The sequence below is a fragment of the Shewanella septentrionalis genome, assembly GCF_025370265.1.
Classification (GTDB): Bacteria; Pseudomonadota; Gammaproteobacteria; order Enterobacterales; family Shewanellaceae; genus Shewanella; species Shewanella hafniensis.
In genome coordinates, this window is sequence record NZ_JAMTCC010000002.1 from 212,023 (window position 1) to 227,973 (window position 15,951).

At 42.0% G+C, this 15,951-nt stretch carries 17 protein-coding genes; 11 read left to right on the top strand and 6 right to left on the bottom strand.

Annotated elements, in window-relative coordinates:
- Positions 1 to 374: 374 nt before the first annotated feature.
- From NE536_RS02085 to NE536_RS02100, 4 genes are read right to left on the bottom strand one after another with little or no spacing between them, the layout of a single operon-like run.
- Positions 375 to 1,724, bottom strand: coding sequence for a hypothetical protein (locus tag NE536_RS02085; protein ID WP_261271639.1), 1,350 nt, complete (start codon positions 1,722 to 1,724; stop codon positions 375 to 377).
- Complete coding sequence (locus NE536_RS02090; RefSeq protein ID WP_261271640.1) at positions 1,715 to 2,665, bottom strand: TniB family NTP-binding protein; 951 nt, start codon at positions 2,663 to 2,665, stop codon at positions 1,715 to 1,717. Before NE536_RS02090 ends, NE536_RS02085 begins: the two co-directional genes overlap by 10 nt.
- Positions 2,659 to 4,674, bottom strand: a complete 2,016-nt coding sequence (locus NE536_RS02095; RefSeq protein WP_261271654.1) for a transposase family protein — start codon at positions 4,672 to 4,674, stop codon at positions 2,659 to 2,661. Before NE536_RS02095 ends, NE536_RS02090 begins: the two co-directional genes overlap by 7 nt.
- Complete coding sequence (locus NE536_RS02100) at positions 4,674 to 5,294, bottom strand: Tn7 transposase TnsA N-terminal domain-containing protein (RefSeq protein WP_261271641.1); 621 nt, start codon at positions 5,292 to 5,294, stop codon at positions 4,674 to 4,676. Before NE536_RS02100 ends, NE536_RS02095 begins: the two co-directional genes overlap by 1 nt.
- 1,472 nt (positions 5,295 to 6,766) lie before the next feature.
- Between NE536_RS02100 and NE536_RS02105 the strand changes: the two genes are divergently transcribed.
- From NE536_RS02105 to NE536_RS02140, 8 genes are all read left to right on the top strand, one after another.
- Complete coding sequence (locus NE536_RS02105) at positions 6,767 to 7,324, top strand: hypothetical protein (protein ID WP_261271642.1); 558 nt, start codon at positions 6,767 to 6,769, stop codon at positions 7,322 to 7,324.
- Between the two features lie 103 nt (positions 7,325 to 7,427).
- Positions 7,428 to 7,802, top strand: coding sequence for a hypothetical protein (locus NE536_RS02110; RefSeq protein ID WP_006087603.1), 375 nt, complete (start codon positions 7,428 to 7,430; stop codon positions 7,800 to 7,802).
- A 119-nt stretch (positions 7,803 to 7,921) separates the two neighbouring features.
- Positions 7,922 to 8,662, top strand: coding sequence for a protein NO VEIN domain-containing protein (locus tag NE536_RS02115; RefSeq protein WP_261271643.1), 741 nt, complete (start codon positions 7,922 to 7,924; stop codon positions 8,660 to 8,662).
- An 82-nt stretch (positions 8,663 to 8,744) separates the two neighbouring features.
- Entirely contained in the window at positions 8,745 to 9,221 is a 477-nt protein-coding gene (locus NE536_RS02120) for a hypothetical protein (protein ID WP_261271644.1), read from the top strand.
- A gap of 127 nt (positions 9,222 to 9,348) precedes the next feature.
- Entirely contained in the window at positions 9,349 to 9,921 is a 573-nt protein-coding gene (locus tag NE536_RS02125) for a hypothetical protein (RefSeq protein ID WP_261271645.1), read from the top strand.
- 609 nt (positions 9,922 to 10,530) lie between these two features.
- Complete coding sequence (locus tag NE536_RS02130; protein WP_147287769.1) at positions 10,531 to 10,881, top strand: hypothetical protein; 351 nt, start codon at positions 10,531 to 10,533, stop codon at positions 10,879 to 10,881.
- 104 nt (positions 10,882 to 10,985) lie between these two features.
- A complete protein-coding gene (locus NE536_RS02135; RefSeq protein ID WP_106650479.1) occupies positions 10,986 to 11,222 on the top strand; it encodes a hypothetical protein in 237 nt (78 codons plus the stop codon).
- 111 nt (positions 11,223 to 11,333) lie between these two features.
- Complete coding sequence (locus NE536_RS02140; RefSeq protein WP_261271646.1) at positions 11,334 to 11,951, top strand: hypothetical protein; 618 nt, start codon at positions 11,334 to 11,336, stop codon at positions 11,949 to 11,951.
- 81 nt (positions 11,952 to 12,032) lie between these two features.
- On the opposite strand, the gene NE536_RS02145 is transcribed toward NE536_RS02140, so the two are convergent.
- Entirely contained in the window at positions 12,033 to 12,926 is an 894-nt protein-coding gene (locus NE536_RS02145; RefSeq protein ID WP_425347522.1) for a reverse transcriptase domain-containing protein, read from the bottom strand.
- A 750-nt stretch (positions 12,927 to 13,676) separates the two neighbouring features.
- Between NE536_RS02145 and NE536_RS02150 the strand changes: the two genes are divergently transcribed.
- Positions 13,677 to 13,931, top strand: a complete 255-nt coding sequence (locus tag NE536_RS02150) for a type II toxin-antitoxin system HicA family toxin (protein ID WP_261271647.1) — start codon at positions 13,677 to 13,679, stop codon at positions 13,929 to 13,931.
- On the top strand, positions 13,928 to 14,260 hold the full coding sequence (locus NE536_RS02155) for a type II toxin-antitoxin system HicB family antitoxin (protein ID WP_261271648.1): 333 nt from the start codon (positions 13,928 to 13,930) through the stop codon (positions 14,258 to 14,260). Before NE536_RS02150 ends, NE536_RS02155 begins: the two co-directional genes overlap by 4 nt.
- Before the next feature lie 598 nt (positions 14,261 to 14,858).
- Here the strand turns inward: NE536_RS02155 and NE536_RS02160 are convergent.
- The gene (locus tag NE536_RS02160; RefSeq protein WP_261271649.1) at positions 14,859 to 15,287 is read right to left on the bottom strand and encodes a DUF6957 family protein; all 429 of its coding nucleotides are present in this window, start codon (positions 15,285 to 15,287) and stop codon (positions 14,859 to 14,861) included.
- Positions 15,288 to 15,731: 444 nt separating this feature from the next.
- On the opposite strand from NE536_RS02160, the gene NE536_RS02165 reads away from it, so the two are divergent.
- A partial coding sequence (locus tag NE536_RS02165) for a hypothetical protein (RefSeq protein WP_261271650.1) occupies positions 15,732 to 15,951 on the top strand: 220 nt, incomplete at its 3' end.

Here is a 15,951-nt window from a genome sequence, read left to right on the forward strand (position 1 = left end):
GTCAACGCATATCGGATTGCTTCAAGGTTTCTACTTACATATGTTGTAGGTGTGGTAAGTGAGCCGCCGACAATACAGGCGTATATTTACAAATCTAAACGAATTGAAATTTGCGCGGATAAAACGCCATGATTTAAATCGTATCTGAGTGCGGAGGTCTGCTACATATATTTGGAACGGATATTGGGTGCAGGACGATATTGCTTTAGTGAGTTAATCGATGGGGATAATAAGTGGGATTTATATGAATGGCTTTCAGCTTAAAGCCCACATAATTACCGATGACAAATGTGGGTTTTAACCTTAGTGTCTATGCTTTAATTTAAATCGTAAGCATTTTATATATATAGGTTTTAACAGGTAATATTGCTTCATTATATGAGTGATAACTGCATCGGTTTTTGTTGCTGGCGTATTTGTAGTACATCTTCAAATTGGCAAAGTGCTAGACTGCCGGCACGCGCGACGCGAGGAGGGCGAAGTTTACCCATTTTTCTAAGTGCGTGAAGTAGCTCCATGGGTAAGCCTGTTAATGATACTGCTTTCTCTAGGGAGATAGCGTCATATTGCCGCTTGCTAAAGACGTCTTTTGCAAAGCGTATAAAAGACGCCGGTTCGCACCAGATAGCACGTCGTAAATTGTGACCTTCGCCATATCCTAACTGCAGGCGGCCTTCTTTGAATCCTATGAGAATGTCATACATTTCAACATCATTATGCACCATGACCTCCGTGAGAGTTGATAAGCACACCATGCCAGGTTGGATGTCGTTACCGACTAACAACTGGAAAATAGGTGCGACATCAATTTGGCTATTATGGTGAAGTCTGCTTTTACGTGCATGTTTCACTAAATTAACGTGTTGAAGCAGCTGCAGTTCTTCTGGCCTCAGCTCAAGTAGCCGAGATGCTTTTCCAAATGGAAGCCATTGTTCTGTCACCGAGAGAGCAATGCCATCTGCGGGGGTAGCTGGGATAACAATATCTAACGTAGCGGCAGGCCACGTACAGGAAAGTGTTTCAAGGAACTGCACAATAGCCACACTGCGGATATTGTGAGGTAGTAAAGATGAGGTTGCCTGAAGTGTCTTTTGTACCCACTCTCGAAAAAATGCATTATCCGTTAATAACCGATATCCCTTTTCGAGCATGTTTTCATAAAATGGCAGTGAAGCATAGGCGTTCGGTTTGAGCGCCATGATGTGCTCTTTTTCCAATACCAGTGCGGCATAGAGGCAATCTGACACTTGAGCCTCACTCAATGAACGTACATTTTCTGACGAGGGTTTCAGTTGTACCCCGCATCGAGGAGAAGTACAGTGCCCTTTTATAAGTGGAATATCCCAAGCAAGGCTTTCGTAACACGTGGTGCATTGACTCGTCAGTGCAGATTGGTGTTTGGAGCAGGCATGACAAAACGGATTTTGCACTTCCGTTAACAGGTAGCCATCTTCATTCAAGCACTGAATACACACTTTAGGGTTGAGTTGAATGTTGCGGTTAAACATCGGATTGATAATCGTAGAAAACACATCACCTTGGCTTATTGGTATGCCAAATTTAGCATTCAGAGCCGGTGTAATTTGAAGCTTAATAATGTTATTTTGCTCAGTTGACGACACCATACTCCCAATCCTTGCGTAACCATTAACGCGCGCTAAACGAAGAAGGTAACTGATGCTAACTTCATCAGGTTTTCTCTGTGGCGAAAAGGCTAAAGACACGTTTTCAACTCCCGCTTTAATTTCTGGTATTCATGTGTGACCGCAGCGTCTATTGCCCTATAGCTATATTCAGACTCATCAAAGGGATTATTGACGTTTTGGCTGTAAATATAAAAGTTCGCTTTTAAACGCATCATCAGTGTGTGGCGGTCTTTGATATGACTCATATCTTCACGCATGAATAAGCCATCAAGGGTACTGAAGCTGCGCTCCATATAGGCAACGTAAAGTCTATCTAATAGCTCTTTATCCTCGATACCAATTTGAGGAGCGCTGATTTGCTGTAGAAAGCTGTTGATACAATCAACCCATTCTTGCGTTCTCGGTAAGATACGATGCAGTTTTACTGACCTCAGCATTCTGCGACTGAGTTGCTCGTTGTCGTCGACGGTTTTATCCACTTCGCCGAAGGTCAGGAGTCGCATGGCCCGCTCACTACCGATAAAGACAATTGAACAAGTGAGCGTGTCGAGTAGGGCGCAGAAGTATTTCAACATGTCTAATGCAATTTTCCCTTGTTTAGCAGGAAAAACCTGTTGAATTTCATCAAGAATAATGAGTTCGACACTACGTGCTTTAATCAGAAATCGAAATTGCTTATCTAACTCACCCGCAGCAACTTTACCTATTGGGGGCTGCACGCCTAATTCCGTTATCAACAGTCGCAAAATATCATCAACTTTGCTTTTCGCTTCTTGAAAACGGTAAGTGAATATCGGCAGACGAATGTGGTCGACTTCTTTCACCGGAGGAAACTGAGCGGCATAACATTCAGCGATGTAGGTTTTGCCTTCGCCCGATTTACCATAAATGAGCACGCCTTTTTTATTATTGGGAAGGTGACACATTTGATGAACTCGCCCAATTTGTTCATGGGCGTGTTTAACCAATGTATGTTTAACAATAAAGGTGTCTACAGGTGTAGGTATGCTGACTACCATAAGGCTTTAGTGTCCCTTTGCGTGTTATCAATAATTTGTTCTGGTTCATTCAGTTGGCTTGCGCGTTGTTTGTCAGCCAATTCAGTCTTGTCTAATGAGTTTTGCCACTTAATATCTTTTAACGAATCAGTCGCATTGGCATTCTGAATGCGCTGCTCGATTGACAGTTCTTTTGCATTATTGTCTTCAAACGAACTTGTCGGTTTGCCACTTCGTTTAATACGTACTGTTTTGGCGGGAATGAAACGGTCAATCGTGACGGCATATTGACCGGTAACCTGATGTTTTTCAGTTTGGAAAATGTGTTGTCCTTTCTGCACTTTGCCATTTAACTGTGCAAAGGAAACGGGCCAACGCGAGTTGATTTCTTCATCATAATTATAAGCGACGATTGACCTGGCTTCTGTCTCGTTCGGGAGCGCAACGCTGACAGTGACACTGCTTGCATCATAGGGGTTGTAAAACACCTGAACGGTGGGGTTGACGTTTTTGTGACCATAGGTCATGAGTAACGTATGCACTTTTTTCAGTTCAACACTGGTGAAGCGGTGTTTCAATACACGGACAAAACCTCTTGAATCGAGTTGCTGCTCATGCGCCTGTGTCGCGACATGGAAGTGGTGCTTAATAGAATCGTAATCATAATAAGATTGCACCACCCTAGATTGCTGCCAACAGAATATCGGTGAACAATTTAACCCTGAATGGGTCTTGTGAGCGTATTCTGTCAGCATGGTATTGATTATCTTTGTGAACGTACTGGCAGTGATATGCGTATTCTTAAGTGGATTTATTTTTGTTCTAGTGCCTTTTTTCGGATAGGTATTTAAACCAACAGTGCGGTTGCCGGCTGAATCCGTCACCACCATTGATTCAAATTTTTGCCTAAACACTCTAAAGTGCGACTCAACAAAGGGTTTCGCTGACGGTGTATTCGAAGGGGTATAAACGATATTGCTCCCCAGCTGTTCACATAGACTCTTAATTAACTTGTTGTTAAATGCAGGGCCATTATCCATGATGAACGTATCTGTCTTACCGCAAAAGGGGAGATTGTCGTCACGCAAATACGTATTTTGGATTAACTGTAAAACAACCTCCGTCGCTTCTCCTTTGCCATAATCAAAAACCATACTTAGCGGTGCACGCGTATAACAATCAAGTGCATAATAGATGACCACAGGCTCAGTTAACTCCCCCGTGACATCATCAATAACACGGATATTTGTGTGCAAACAATCGAGTTCAACACGTTGCAATGGGTAATGCAGTTTTATCCGTTTAATCAGGTTAAGTGAGAGCTGCTGACGTTCAGCGTGGGGAGTTTTTGGATCGTCTAATTTGTCACAAATCGACTGTCTCGCTTCAATTCTGCGCGAAAACGTTCGTTTGCTTGCAACGATAATATTGGGATTTGTTTCACGTGCTTTCAGCGCATCTTGTTTGTAACAAGCATAATGACCCGTAGCCACTTTATGGCGACTATCTTGGTAAGTCGTGCTCAAATACGTGTCGATTAACGCGTTAGACTCCTCACCGATACGTGGGGTATGTGAACGTGATTTACAGATTAAACTGTCATCATTGAAACGTGAGCTTATCCAAGTCTTCCAGTAACGGTTAATCGTTGTTTTCTTGGGATGTTCAGCCCCTCTGAGTGCAGGGTAATTCTCCTCAACAACTTCAATCAGTTTCTGATAGGTAGTGGACGTCGTCGGCTTTAGGGTTTCGTCGTTCTGCAGCATGTCGCGCAGCGTATGAATATAAACAATCCGCGAATCCCGAGTCGCTTGCTGTACTGGGGACAAAATGAGACGCGTTTTTTCGACCGGTTTGGGGAAAAGGGTTTTTTCATGCAGTTTTGTGCTAAATACATCTAGCGTTAAGAACTCTCGCGTTTTTTCATCGTCATCCACTTCGAGCAAAATCGACACGTCATCAGCAAACAAGACCGTCATGATGTCGCCGTTGCTATTGTGGAATTGATGGTCACGCGCCTGAGCAAACATCACGATAGCATCACCTTATTCAGGGTTGTGCTTGCCAGTAGCAACTGTGATTTGTCGAATTGGTAAAAACCGGCTCCGACTAAATGATATGCATCACCCACGGATGTTTGGCTTCTAGGCTTGAGCCAATCGACTAACGCCTCAAATGTCAACAATTCAGGTAGGTCTGCATGGTTGAGCGAACATGATAACCGTGCAGAACGCCGATTAGCGATTAACTGGAGGTTGGTATAAATCATGGGCGTTAACTGACGCTCATCAACGAGGACGATAGGGACATTAGCCGTCTTAAGTGAGTATTCATTGAATAGCGCTAATCGCGACTGGAAGTCTTTCGTGATATGACTTGAATGATGGACTTCAATAAATGCTGCAGTGCCGTTAGCATATTTAATAAGAAAATCAGGTGTATACCGAATGGTTTTATTGGTAATGCTGTCATGGAGATGCAGGCTTTCAGGCTGCGCAGCATAGGCAACGATATTCGGTTCACACTCCATCTGCGCCGCAATACACAATTCAAGGAATGATTCGACCTTCAGCGGGGCTTGATTCTTCTGCGAAAAATATTGATATACATGCCTGCCGCGTGATTTATTCGCTTTATACTTGTTACTCACGTTACACCTCTTGCTACATTTCAGAGTGCTAACCGTTAATTTGCAGCGGAAAAATTAATCTCTGCTAAAATTAAAGGTTACCCCTATGGATAAGGCAAACGTCTTTCCCGACACGGGGAAAGCGCTCACGTGTGTTTGTTAACACGCGAGCAGCATATTCAATTTTCGAAAATCCACAAAAACTTGTGAATTTTCGCGCAAGGCACAATTCATTTTAAAAAAACATGCAGGCGTTCATCACGCTTCGATGCCCCCAATCGCTATTGATACCTCGCTGTTTTATTTCAATTCTTTTAGCTTGAAAGCGTATTTTAAAAACGCATCACATTCAAAAAATGCATTCACTATGATTTTTAAAAATCATTGTTTTTAAAGCATTAATTTTTAAAATATGCTCTGCATAAGCGCATTTCTGCTGTAAATCTATCTTTACAAAATGACGATGTGAACATCGCTAACTTAAGGATAAGCCGATTAATCCACATTAAAATTTGTTACTACATAACAATGATATAAACGACGAATGAACCTTAAATTTGTCAGCAAAAAATATTTTTGAGGAAATGGAGATTTTTTTTAGCAAACCGTGAAAAAAGGCAAATTTATTGTTTTTAATTACGCATAACCGATTCGAAAGTTGCCCCTGATGTCGCGATTTAGAAATGCATGTTTGTTTGGCCAGATAAACGCATGCTGAACCTCGATGGGCAAGACGACGCGCTAAACACGCCGGAATGTAGCTGCATGCCTTCATGTGGCGTATTAACGCGAGAGTTGAGTAAGGGGCAAATGTTTGAAGCGTACTCTATTTGTTGTCCACAAGAGAGGGGAAGGTTGGTGATATGACTGATAACATTACCATCTATAACGTTTTTACTTGTCAAGGCATGCGGGTATTAGACCTTAGATACCGAACCTACTTCTGGCTAGGGTAATGAACTGCGGTCGATCCGTTCATCCCTAAGTCACAATAAAATATACGAATGCAACGACGAACAGTGGATACAACAATGCCAATCTTAAGTTATCAATATGGCAGTCTGTTCTAAATAGCTTATGCCCCAAAACGAGTTAACGAGTTGTCAGTAGATCAGTAACAAACGGACTTTCTGTCTTAGACATTTTCATCATTACACCCGTGTGATGTAATTCATTACTACCCATCAAAAACTGGATAATTATACAGTCGTATTCAAATTATAAGGATTTTTGAACGATTTTCATCCTGTATTCGTGCGCATTTTCTCATTTTCGTTTAAATAAATAGCATTAAAATTAATTACTTATACTTTTCATTAAGCAGATAATAGGTTTGGGAAACGCGCATGCGCGTTTTTCCAGATGGTGTATTTGAAAAAAAGCTGATAAGTTCCTTTTATTACAAGTAATTAACAGTGCGCGTTTTTACTGGTCTAATGAGGTAAACGCGCATGCGCACTAATAAAATGTTATGTTCCCAAAATGGAGAGTCCGTGCAAAGTTTTTCGGTCAGCGTGAATGATAATGACTCTTTCATGTGCTCCAGCAGCGATAGAGTTTTTGATGATGTGATTGGCGTAAAAGTCTGTCCTGTGTGCCATTACAGGACTAACTTTGACTTCGTGAATCAGAACTTTACGATCAAAAGAAAAATATATGATCTATCAGCCACTTATGATGGTTATTATATTGCTTCGCTGAAATTCAAAGAGACTATAGATAGAGAAGGAATAGCCGGAATAACATTCGTGGCAATCAGTAGAGAACCTGAATACTTTGCCATGTTTGTATCTAACATGGTTTCTTTTGATACTGAAAAGCGCAAATCCAAAGCGGAGAAATATTGTTCAGCTTGTGGTAACTACGAGTCATTTGTTGGGGCAACGCCCGCTTTTTTAAGAGAATCTCCGAGCTTTGATTTATCGCGCACTGATGTTGCCTTTGGCTCCGGTAATGCTAAGCATCCTCTTTTGATTGCAAGCGAGTGTTTCGTATCATTAGTAAAGCGTGAAAAGTTGAAAGGCCTATATTTTGAGCAAACAAGAACATAACAAACGCCTGCACCGGACAAATTTCCGCTGTCACATTTTTTGCAAAAACACGCCATCAAAAATTTGCTCGGTGAGGCGGGCGTTATGTAACAAGGAGAGTAATGTGAAATTTGGAATCATAGTAATTTGTTTGGCTGCATTACTTTCTGCCCCGTCATATGCTGATGAAAATAGCTCAATTGGTTTTAAAACAGTCGCCCTAGCTTTGGAAGCATTAAAAAATAAAGATGGGACGAAAACTAGTGTGCAAGGCGGATGGACAATCATCGAAGACCAAGAAGACTCTAATATGGTCTTATGGTCGTTTACTCCAGATTCACACCCTGCGCATCCAGCAGCAGTAAAGCGTACAGTGCTTGAGAAAAAACAAAGTGTTTATATTCAAATGACAGCTCTTTGTCAGGCTAAAAAGGCTGCCTGCGATAAATTAATGCAGGAATTTGAAGAGCTTAATCAAAACATCATGAAAGGCTCATGACACATGTTACATAACAAGTTAAATCATCGGAAAATCCCTCGCAGGCCAAACAACGGCCAAAGCGCTCGGACTTTCCGCTGTTTAAAGCGTTATGTTTGCTCAAAAAATATGGAACCGAAATGACTATTTTGACTACTCCAGAGCTTGCTGAAAAATTGGCAGGTGGAGACTCTTATATTCGAACCAAGGACAATGTTGTGAAAGGTTTAGCTATTACTACAGAGCTAAATCCAGAAGCACCTGAAGTTATTGTTGTGGGCAATGGCCCTCGCATCAAAGCAAATGCTAGGTTGTTTTTAGAACAACAAGAATATGTGCCAGTTTATCTGAAACAGGCGGTGAATGCTTGGAAGTTCTTGGGCAAATATAAGGCAGATAGATACTCTCAAGATCCAAAAGTCATTGAACAGCACCGACAGCACCGTCCCTCTGAAAAAGTTGATGGGATACTGTTTCTTTCTACAGAGGTAAGTTATGACGTAGAGGTGACATACCCCAGTTTCCCTGCTCCTGAGAAACGTAAAAAGGTCGAGCTTGCGGCCATTGAGTATGTCGTAACCCACTATGAGAGACAAGGTTACTCTGTGTCTGATCGCCAGAGTGACAATTGCGGTTATGACTTGTTTGTCGAAAAGGGTAAGTCTGTTTTAAAAATTGAAGTCAAAGGCACGTCTTTTGATGAGCAACGCTTTTTCCTATCCAGAAATGAGCGCGCTAAGTCAGTTGATCCACTGTGGCGTTTAGCTGTTGTCTCGAGTGCTTTAGATAATCCAGAATTATCCATATATAACACCGCAGAAATGGAAAAGACCTTCGGTTTTGAACCTTTGTGTTGGGAGTGTAGGCTCCCGCAAACATAACAAGGCGCTGCTGCGGAAAATTTACTCGCTAGCGCTCCTAAATTTCCGCAGAGCGCGGCGTTAACTGTCATCAGGAAGGCTCGTGCTAAAACTATATAAATTTACGGACGCGAAAAAAGAATATTGGGAAACATGGGATAACGATGATGGTTCCCATACTGTTCATTGGGGTGAGCTCGGAACAACTGGGCAATCCAAAGAAGTAAAAGGTTCACTTCTAAAGAAACCAGAGAAAATCATCCAGAAAGAAGTAGATGAGATGGTATCAAATGGCTTTCGACCTATCGAAGAAGAATATACTCTTTTAATCGAGTATGAAGTTGAAGGCATGGGTACCAAAGAAGATGTCGAGAAGCGTCATCGTCTTCAAGACCGCATGAGTGAAACTTTAGGCTGGGCAGGTTTAGGCAATTGCGATGGCGGTAGCATTGGCAGTGGCACAATGGAAGTTTGTAACTACGTCGTTGATTTTGAAGTCGCCAAATCTGTAATTGAAAAAGACCTTAAAGGTACAGAGTTCGAGAATTATACTCGTATATACCATGAAGAAGCCGAGTAAACAGTTAACAAAGCTATCAAATTGACGGTTTTTCCGTCGCTTGTTTTGTGGCTTAACGCTACGCTACCACAAAGCAATCAACTCCAAAGCCGCAATTTATAGCGGCGTTAAGCCTCTAGGCGTACACATGAAATACCTTTTAGGAATTCTAATAATGATTTGGAGTGTTTTTTCTTCCGCTAAAGACTATCCAGAAGTGATTGTGGGTGAGGAAGATGGTTTTGTTGATCTTACCTTTACGATCTCAAATTCAAAAAAACTCGAATCTGGCTCATATCAGGTTGTCGTAAAAGGCAACTTGAAGGGCGATAAGGTTGGGTTTGCAATAGAGATTTTGCCCTCTTGGAACCCGCATGCGGTGGAAGGCATTGACGATGCCTTCTATTGGGGGGAGGCATTCTTCAGAAACACTGGTTCTGAATCTGAAAATTTTATAAAGTCACTGGCTACTTTGTACGGCGCAACTGTAAACGATGTATCTGTTCCGGAAAAGGTATATGCCCAAGTTGTTGGGCTTGCCTGTAATCCCGAAAAGATTGATGAATTGCCATGCAAAATGAAGTTCTTTTTTAATCCCGACGGTGAGGAAGATCTTTACTCTGAGGTTTTTATAAACATTGATACTGTTGCAAAAGAGCTAGAGTTCAACGAGAAAGACAATGATTATCGTGCACCATTATTACGTTCGTTGTTGCAATAAAGGCTTAACAAGCGGCTCCACCGGACAAATTTCCGCAGTCACTTTTTTGCGTGGCAAAAAGTCGCCATCAAAAATTTGCTCAGTGAGCCGGGCGTTTGCCCATAGGAATTTTAATTTGAAACTTACTAATTTGGGCTAATGGCCTAACTCGGAATTGTCCAAACTCGTGTCAGGCCGATCAGTTCTGGCACGTTTATGCCCCAAAGCTTGCTAGCATTCATTTAGTGAATCGAAAACTGACGAATGAATTACCCTACAAAATCTCATCTATTTACCAAATAGATAGCCCTACCGTAAAGCGACTAATAATGTATGGGTATACAGTCGTATTTAAATTTCAATGCTTTTGAGTGTTTTTAAACTCATTAGTTTGCGCGTTTATCCATCCTAAAATTAATAAACCCCCTTAAAATCATTTGGATACACTTCGGCCAAATTAGTTGATAGGTTTGGAAAACGCGCATGCGCGTTTTTCCGGATGGTGTATTTGATGAAAAGCTGATAAGTTCTTTGCATACAGATAGTTAACTGTGCGCGTTTTCACTGGTCTAATGAAGTAAACAGCGCAGCGCATAAATACTAAGACGTTATAAGCCATAAGGAAGTTGGATGAATAAATCGACATTAGGGAAACTAGATGTCTTAAGTGTTTTTATTACTTGGGCGATACTAATTTCACTTTTGAGCACTTTGGCATATTTAAAGATTTTTGCTGATCCAAACTCAAGTGCTGCAATTCTTGTATATTTGTTTGGAGCTTTCTTTATTGCTGCATTATGTCACGCAATATTGGCGTATTTTAATCGCTGCCCTCATTGCAGTAAATGTTTAACTATTCAAGGTTTTAAACCTCCTCATCCTGCTTCAAGTGGCAGTAGGGATAAAGTAGTGTGGCATTGGTTTTCAGGTTCAATTGTATGTATTCATTGCGGGCAAAAGGTTGATACAAATGGCCTATAACAAGTTGCTTAATTTCGTTCCGGCCACAACAAGTATGGCCTCACTGGACTGCCTTTGCTGCGCTGCGGCAGCCAATTAGCAAAGCCTTAGGAGTCTTGAGTAACATGGAAATTGAAGGAAGAAAATATACCCTTGTTGTTACAAGCGCTAACGACTTCGATACACTTAGCTTGGAATGCACACTCGATAACGAATTAATAATCGAAGCAGAGCTAGTCAGTTATAAGGAAAAACAGGCAAAAATCCACTTCCATAAAAGTGGGCTTTCGCTAAAGGTGGTTGAGGCGTTCATCAATGAGGTCAATAAAGAGCTAATTCATGGCGGACAGAAAAACTCCTAACAAGTTGCTTAATTTCATTCCGGCCACAAACAGCGTGGCCTCCACTGGACTGCCTACGTTACGCTGGCAGCCAATTAGCAAAGCGTTAGTTTCTTACAATTAGGATTGCGTATGATTTTTAATTCAGGGCCATGTGTTTTAGAATCAGAAAAAGAGCGGAACCTCTATACAAAGTTTTTTGCTGGTTATTTTTTTAATGAATTTATTGATGGATACGACGAGCGTGTAGTGTGGATAAATAGCTACCTATCAAAAAAATTAAATAAAACAGTGTCCTTGCAGTCTCCTTCAATCAGTTTTGATAATCATGCTTATTTACTCGATATCGACTCTGACAGAGGGGAATTTGCGGATATTTTACTTCATGACCCAGTATCAAAGACAATGATCGCAATTGAAGCGAAATACCTAACTAATTGGTCTATAGATAAAGATATTAAGAGTAATCTTAAAAGAATTAACGCTATTAGAGAAAGGTATTATAAATATACATTACACTTTTGCCTTTTAGTAAGTTCCACTAAATGGAAGTCAGCCATAAAAATGAAAAAGCACGAGAGTAGTAGTTACGCCTGTTTTATTAAGGACTTCAAAGATGATGTTGGCGTATTGTTTTGGGAAGATCTTGTTGAATATTGTGATTCAAAAACCGTTAAAAAATATATGGAATATAGGCTCAGTTTAGTTAATGCACCTGCTTCCCAAAGGTATGCAAATATCCAAAACTAATCGGGTAGCCGGAGGTATCTAGCCTCCAGCCCCCACACCACCCTGCATGCGGCTCCGCACAGGGCTGTTCATTTAGAACGCCTAATTCACTTTCTGGTTAGGATAATGAACTGCAATCCATCCATCTCTCAGTGAACATAAACCTGCTTTCTTGAGATACTCATTACTCAGCGCTTGCTGTATCCCTGGTGTTTTCGAGCTTCGCCACGGCCCTTTGCTTGTAATTCCACAAGCAACGGCCGCTTGGATCTTGACGCCACGTTTGAGTAAGTTTTGTACCTTAGTCCGTGGCTTTCGCCATAGACGCCAGTAGCACATACGTACTCGACGACGGATCCAGTGGTCTAAATCGACACACTCTTGGTAAGCGTTGGCTATGCCAAAGTAGTTGATCCAGCCTTGCATGTATTGCCGCACTTTAAACAATTGATAGCTCATGCTCACGCCCCAATTACGGTTTGTCAGTCGTCTTAACTTTTGTTTGAAGATGTGCAGTGTATTGACATGCCACTGGATCTTTCCGCGGTTAAAGGTAAACCCTAGGAACTTGCTTTGGCCTACCTTAACTACTTGGCTTTTCTGTTCGTTAACTACCAGTTTTAGCTTAGTGGCAAGATAGCGAGTAATACTCTTGAGGACACGTTCGCCCGCTCGTTGAGACTTGACCAAGATGATAAAGTCATCCGCGTAGCGGGCGAAGTGATGCCCTCTGTTTTCCAGCTCTTTATCCAGACTATCCAACATGATGTTTGATAGTAATGGTGAGAGTGGGCCGCCCTGAGGTACGCCTTCGAAGCTTGCTTCAAATTGGTCGTTGATCATCACGCCTGCACGCAGGTATTTACCAATAAGCGCCAGCAGACGCTTATCCTGTACCTTGATCCTTAACTGAGTCATTAAGAGATCATGATTTACTCGATCAAAGAACTTGGACAGATCAACATCGACGGCAAATTTGCGTTTATGTTTGATGATATCCTGACTTGCAAGACCGCTTGTTTGGCATTCCTATTCGGTCTAAAGCCGAAGCTATTAGCCGAGAAGGAAGGGTCAAACAACGGCGTGAGAATTTGAGCAATTGATTGCTGTATCACACAATCAATGACGTTAGGGATACCCAGTTTGCGTTTACCGCCATCGGGTTTGTCGATCTCTACGCGTCTGACTGCTGAGGGTTGATATTCACCTAACTCAAGTTGAGAATTACACTGTTGCCAACCGCCTTACTGCACTCAAAGCGGGAAGGCTTCGATGGTCATGCCATCGATACCAGCCGCGCCATTATTGGCTTTAACCTGACGCCAAGCTCGGTGTAGATTCTCAGGCTGAAGCAGTTGTTGGAATAAATCGCTGTTGAAGGCTGGTTGCTCATTTACGGTGGCTATTAGATCACGTGGTTTCGTCGTCTTGTCCCCTTACTTAGTGGGGGAGGCCCTGCCAACTCACCTCTAGCCTACGCCTCATATGATGTTCTTGTTCATCAGCTCGCAAATTTGCTAGCGGCTTCCTTCAAACCAATCATCAATGATAAGCCCTTGCCATTCGCTAGTAGTTAACGTTTAATAACAGCATGTTATTGAACGGTGACCTTCCTACAGAGGACTTTCACCTCATTAGTTCATGCCCATGCTGGGCGTACACAAACGCCAGCATATGGTTCACTTATTAGAGGGCGTTATATGCCTAGCTCCCTGATATGGTACTATTCAATGGTACCATTAGTTAGTGAATCGAAAGCACCAAAAGACACTGGAGCATTTTTATCTTCGCCCTACCAGCGGCACTGCACCCTGGAAGGACATCGAAGCTTTGTTTAAAGCATTAGGTGCAGACGTTTCCGAAAGAGCAGGCTCTCGAGTCGCAGTTGTGCTGTTTGATGAAGTACGAGTATTTCATCGGCCCCACCCATCTCCGAATACGGATAAAGGAGCAATTACCAGTATTCGGAAATGGCTAGAAGAGAACGAGGTGAAACCATGAACATAATGGTGGTTGACGGTTATAAGGCCAAAATTGAATATGACCCTGAACTCGATCAGTTTCGAGGAGAGATTCTTGGACTTAATGGAAGTGCAGATTTTTACGGCACAAATCCTGCGGGTCTTCGTCGGGAATTCAAAAACTCACTCAAAGTATTCCTTGAAGTATGTAAAGAAAAGGGAATCAAACCAAGCAAGGAGTTTTCTGGAAAATTTAATCTTCGCATACCGCCGCATTTACATGCTGAAGTAGCTGCACGAGCTTCTGCTGAGGACAAAAGTATCAATCAATGGATTTCTGAAGTGCTCAGAAATTCTGTAAGTGAGTAGCTTGGCATATAACAAGGTGGGGCAATATGCTCGCTTCGCTCGCGGGGCGCACCTGCCCACGGCGTTATGCAACTCAGGTAAATTTAGGGGCTCAATCTTTTGGGATTTCTCCGGCCATTCGTTTTGTGTTGTCGGCAAATGAGCTTTTTTACCCTCAAATTCTTGGTTAACTCAAACCGTAAAACAGGCAAATTTCTTTGTTTGCCTCAATCAGTTTTAGCGTTGGCGCGTTGTCAGTTTGGCTGGCGCAAAGTGTGGAAATGGCAAGTTAATCGAGCATTTCTCACTTGCTGAATTTTTCGCCAGTTGAACTTGTTTGTTCCAAAAGCTTGGTTTGTTGTTGAAAGGTGGGCTTTGTTTTGGCTGCTTATTTATCACGGCTCTTATTTGGGTTGATTCTTGAATCACTCAACCATTGCAATTGTGGTTTTCGGTCGTGTAAAGTCCATTTATCTCATTGAATTTGCATAACTAACGCTTCAAGAGGGACTGTCAACGCGTAGCGTTTCCAGTCCCATTGATGTGGTTTACTCTATATCATCATCGACTTTACTAGCAAGGTAGGTAGGCCCTTATTCAAGAGCCCATTTTGAGCGTATCAGTAGATTTGACTGAATAACTTAATTTTCTGACCAAACTCGTTGAGGGACAGGCGCTTACTGTTACCGCTCCCCACTAAAATGTAGAAGGTATTGTTCGTTTCAAAGATGCAGTTATGGTGAGTATGGATAACCATTGTGGTTCTGACCCATCCACCACTGGGGAAACGGCCTTGGCCATCTTCAATTATGTGATTCGCCAGTACCAGCTCTTTAATAGGGTGAGTGCCAGGGGTGCCTTGTGGGACATCAATAATCCAAATGATCCACTCTGAAACGACGCACCAAGCTTTGAATGGTTGGATTGACTTACAATGCAATTTCATTTGTTCAATATCATCCATTCGACAACCATATGCGGTAGGGATGCCTTCAAGAGAGAACAGTTCTGCTGTTATTTCAGCTTGTTGAGCCAGTTTTTCTGTCATGGGTTGCTCCTTAAATATTAAAGGCGCAAGTGCGTTTAAGCAGCTGATTTACGCTATAAACCGGACTGCATATCACGAACATTGCAACAACCCAATTTTAGTTTAGATGTTCAATACGATTCTGCCAGTAGACATAATTAAAATTAACTTACATAAATGACTCTCTCTTCAGTACAAGACTGTCCATCATCAATTTTTCACTGTGTTATTCGAGACCCATTTTGAAGGTAATTAGCTTGCCATTTTTTAGCCGTTAACATTTAATAACATCAGCTTAATGAAGGAGGTCTTGCGTAAATATATTTTGACTTCGATCGTTAATGCTCAGTTTCGGTATAGGCATGCTAAATCTGTTTGGAGTAGCTGCATTGATGCGTTTTTCTTTGCGCGACTGCAGCTTGGCATTCAAGCACTGTTGGTTAGGTTAGGGGCAAAGGAGCTGCAATGAAATATCTCGTGATACTGTTCGCCATTGGTTTGAGTGCATGCGCATCCAAACCAAACTTTCCTCAAGCCGGTATTGGGCAGACCTATGAGATTCTTGGGGCAACAATAAGTTCACCCAATGAGCCTAACTGGTACTTGATGCAACATGACCAAATGGGCATTTTCTTTGGCAAAGAAATGACGTCTAAAACAGATAGTCTGATTGCAAATGCATGGG

Bases quoted from the DNA above. Each gene is read 5' to 3' on its own strand.
- NE536_RS02090 (WP_261271640.1), bottom strand. From the start codon at position 2,665: ATGGTAGTCAGCATACCTACACCTGTAGACACCTTTATTGTTAAACAT.
- NE536_RS02095 (WP_261271654.1), bottom strand. From the start codon at position 4,674: ATGTTTGCTCAGGCGCGTGACCATCAATTCCACAATAGCAACGGCGAC.
- NE536_RS02115 (WP_261271643.1), top strand. From the start codon at position 7,922: ATGACTATTTTGACTACTCCAGAGCTTGCTGAAAAATTGGCAGGTGGA.
- NE536_RS02125 (WP_261271645.1), top strand. From the start codon at position 9,349: ATGAAATACCTTTTAGGAATTCTAATAATGATTTGGAGTGTTTTTTCT.
- NE536_RS02130 (WP_147287769.1), top strand. From the start codon at position 10,531: ATGAATAAATCGACATTAGGGAAACTAGATGTCTTAAGTGTTTTTATT.
- NE536_RS02135 (WP_106650479.1), top strand. From the start codon at position 10,986: ATGGAAATTGAAGGAAGAAAATATACCCTTGTTGTTACAAGCGCTAAC.
- NE536_RS02140 (WP_261271646.1), top strand. From the start codon at position 11,334: ATGATTTTTAATTCAGGGCCATGTGTTTTAGAATCAGAAAAAGAGCGG.
- NE536_RS02155 (WP_261271648.1), top strand. From the start codon at position 13,928: ATGAACATAATGGTGGTTGACGGTTATAAGGCCAAAATTGAATATGAC.
- NE536_RS02160 (WP_261271649.1), bottom strand. From the start codon at position 15,287: ATGACAGAAAAACTGGCTCAACAAGCTGAAATAACAGCAGAACTGTTC.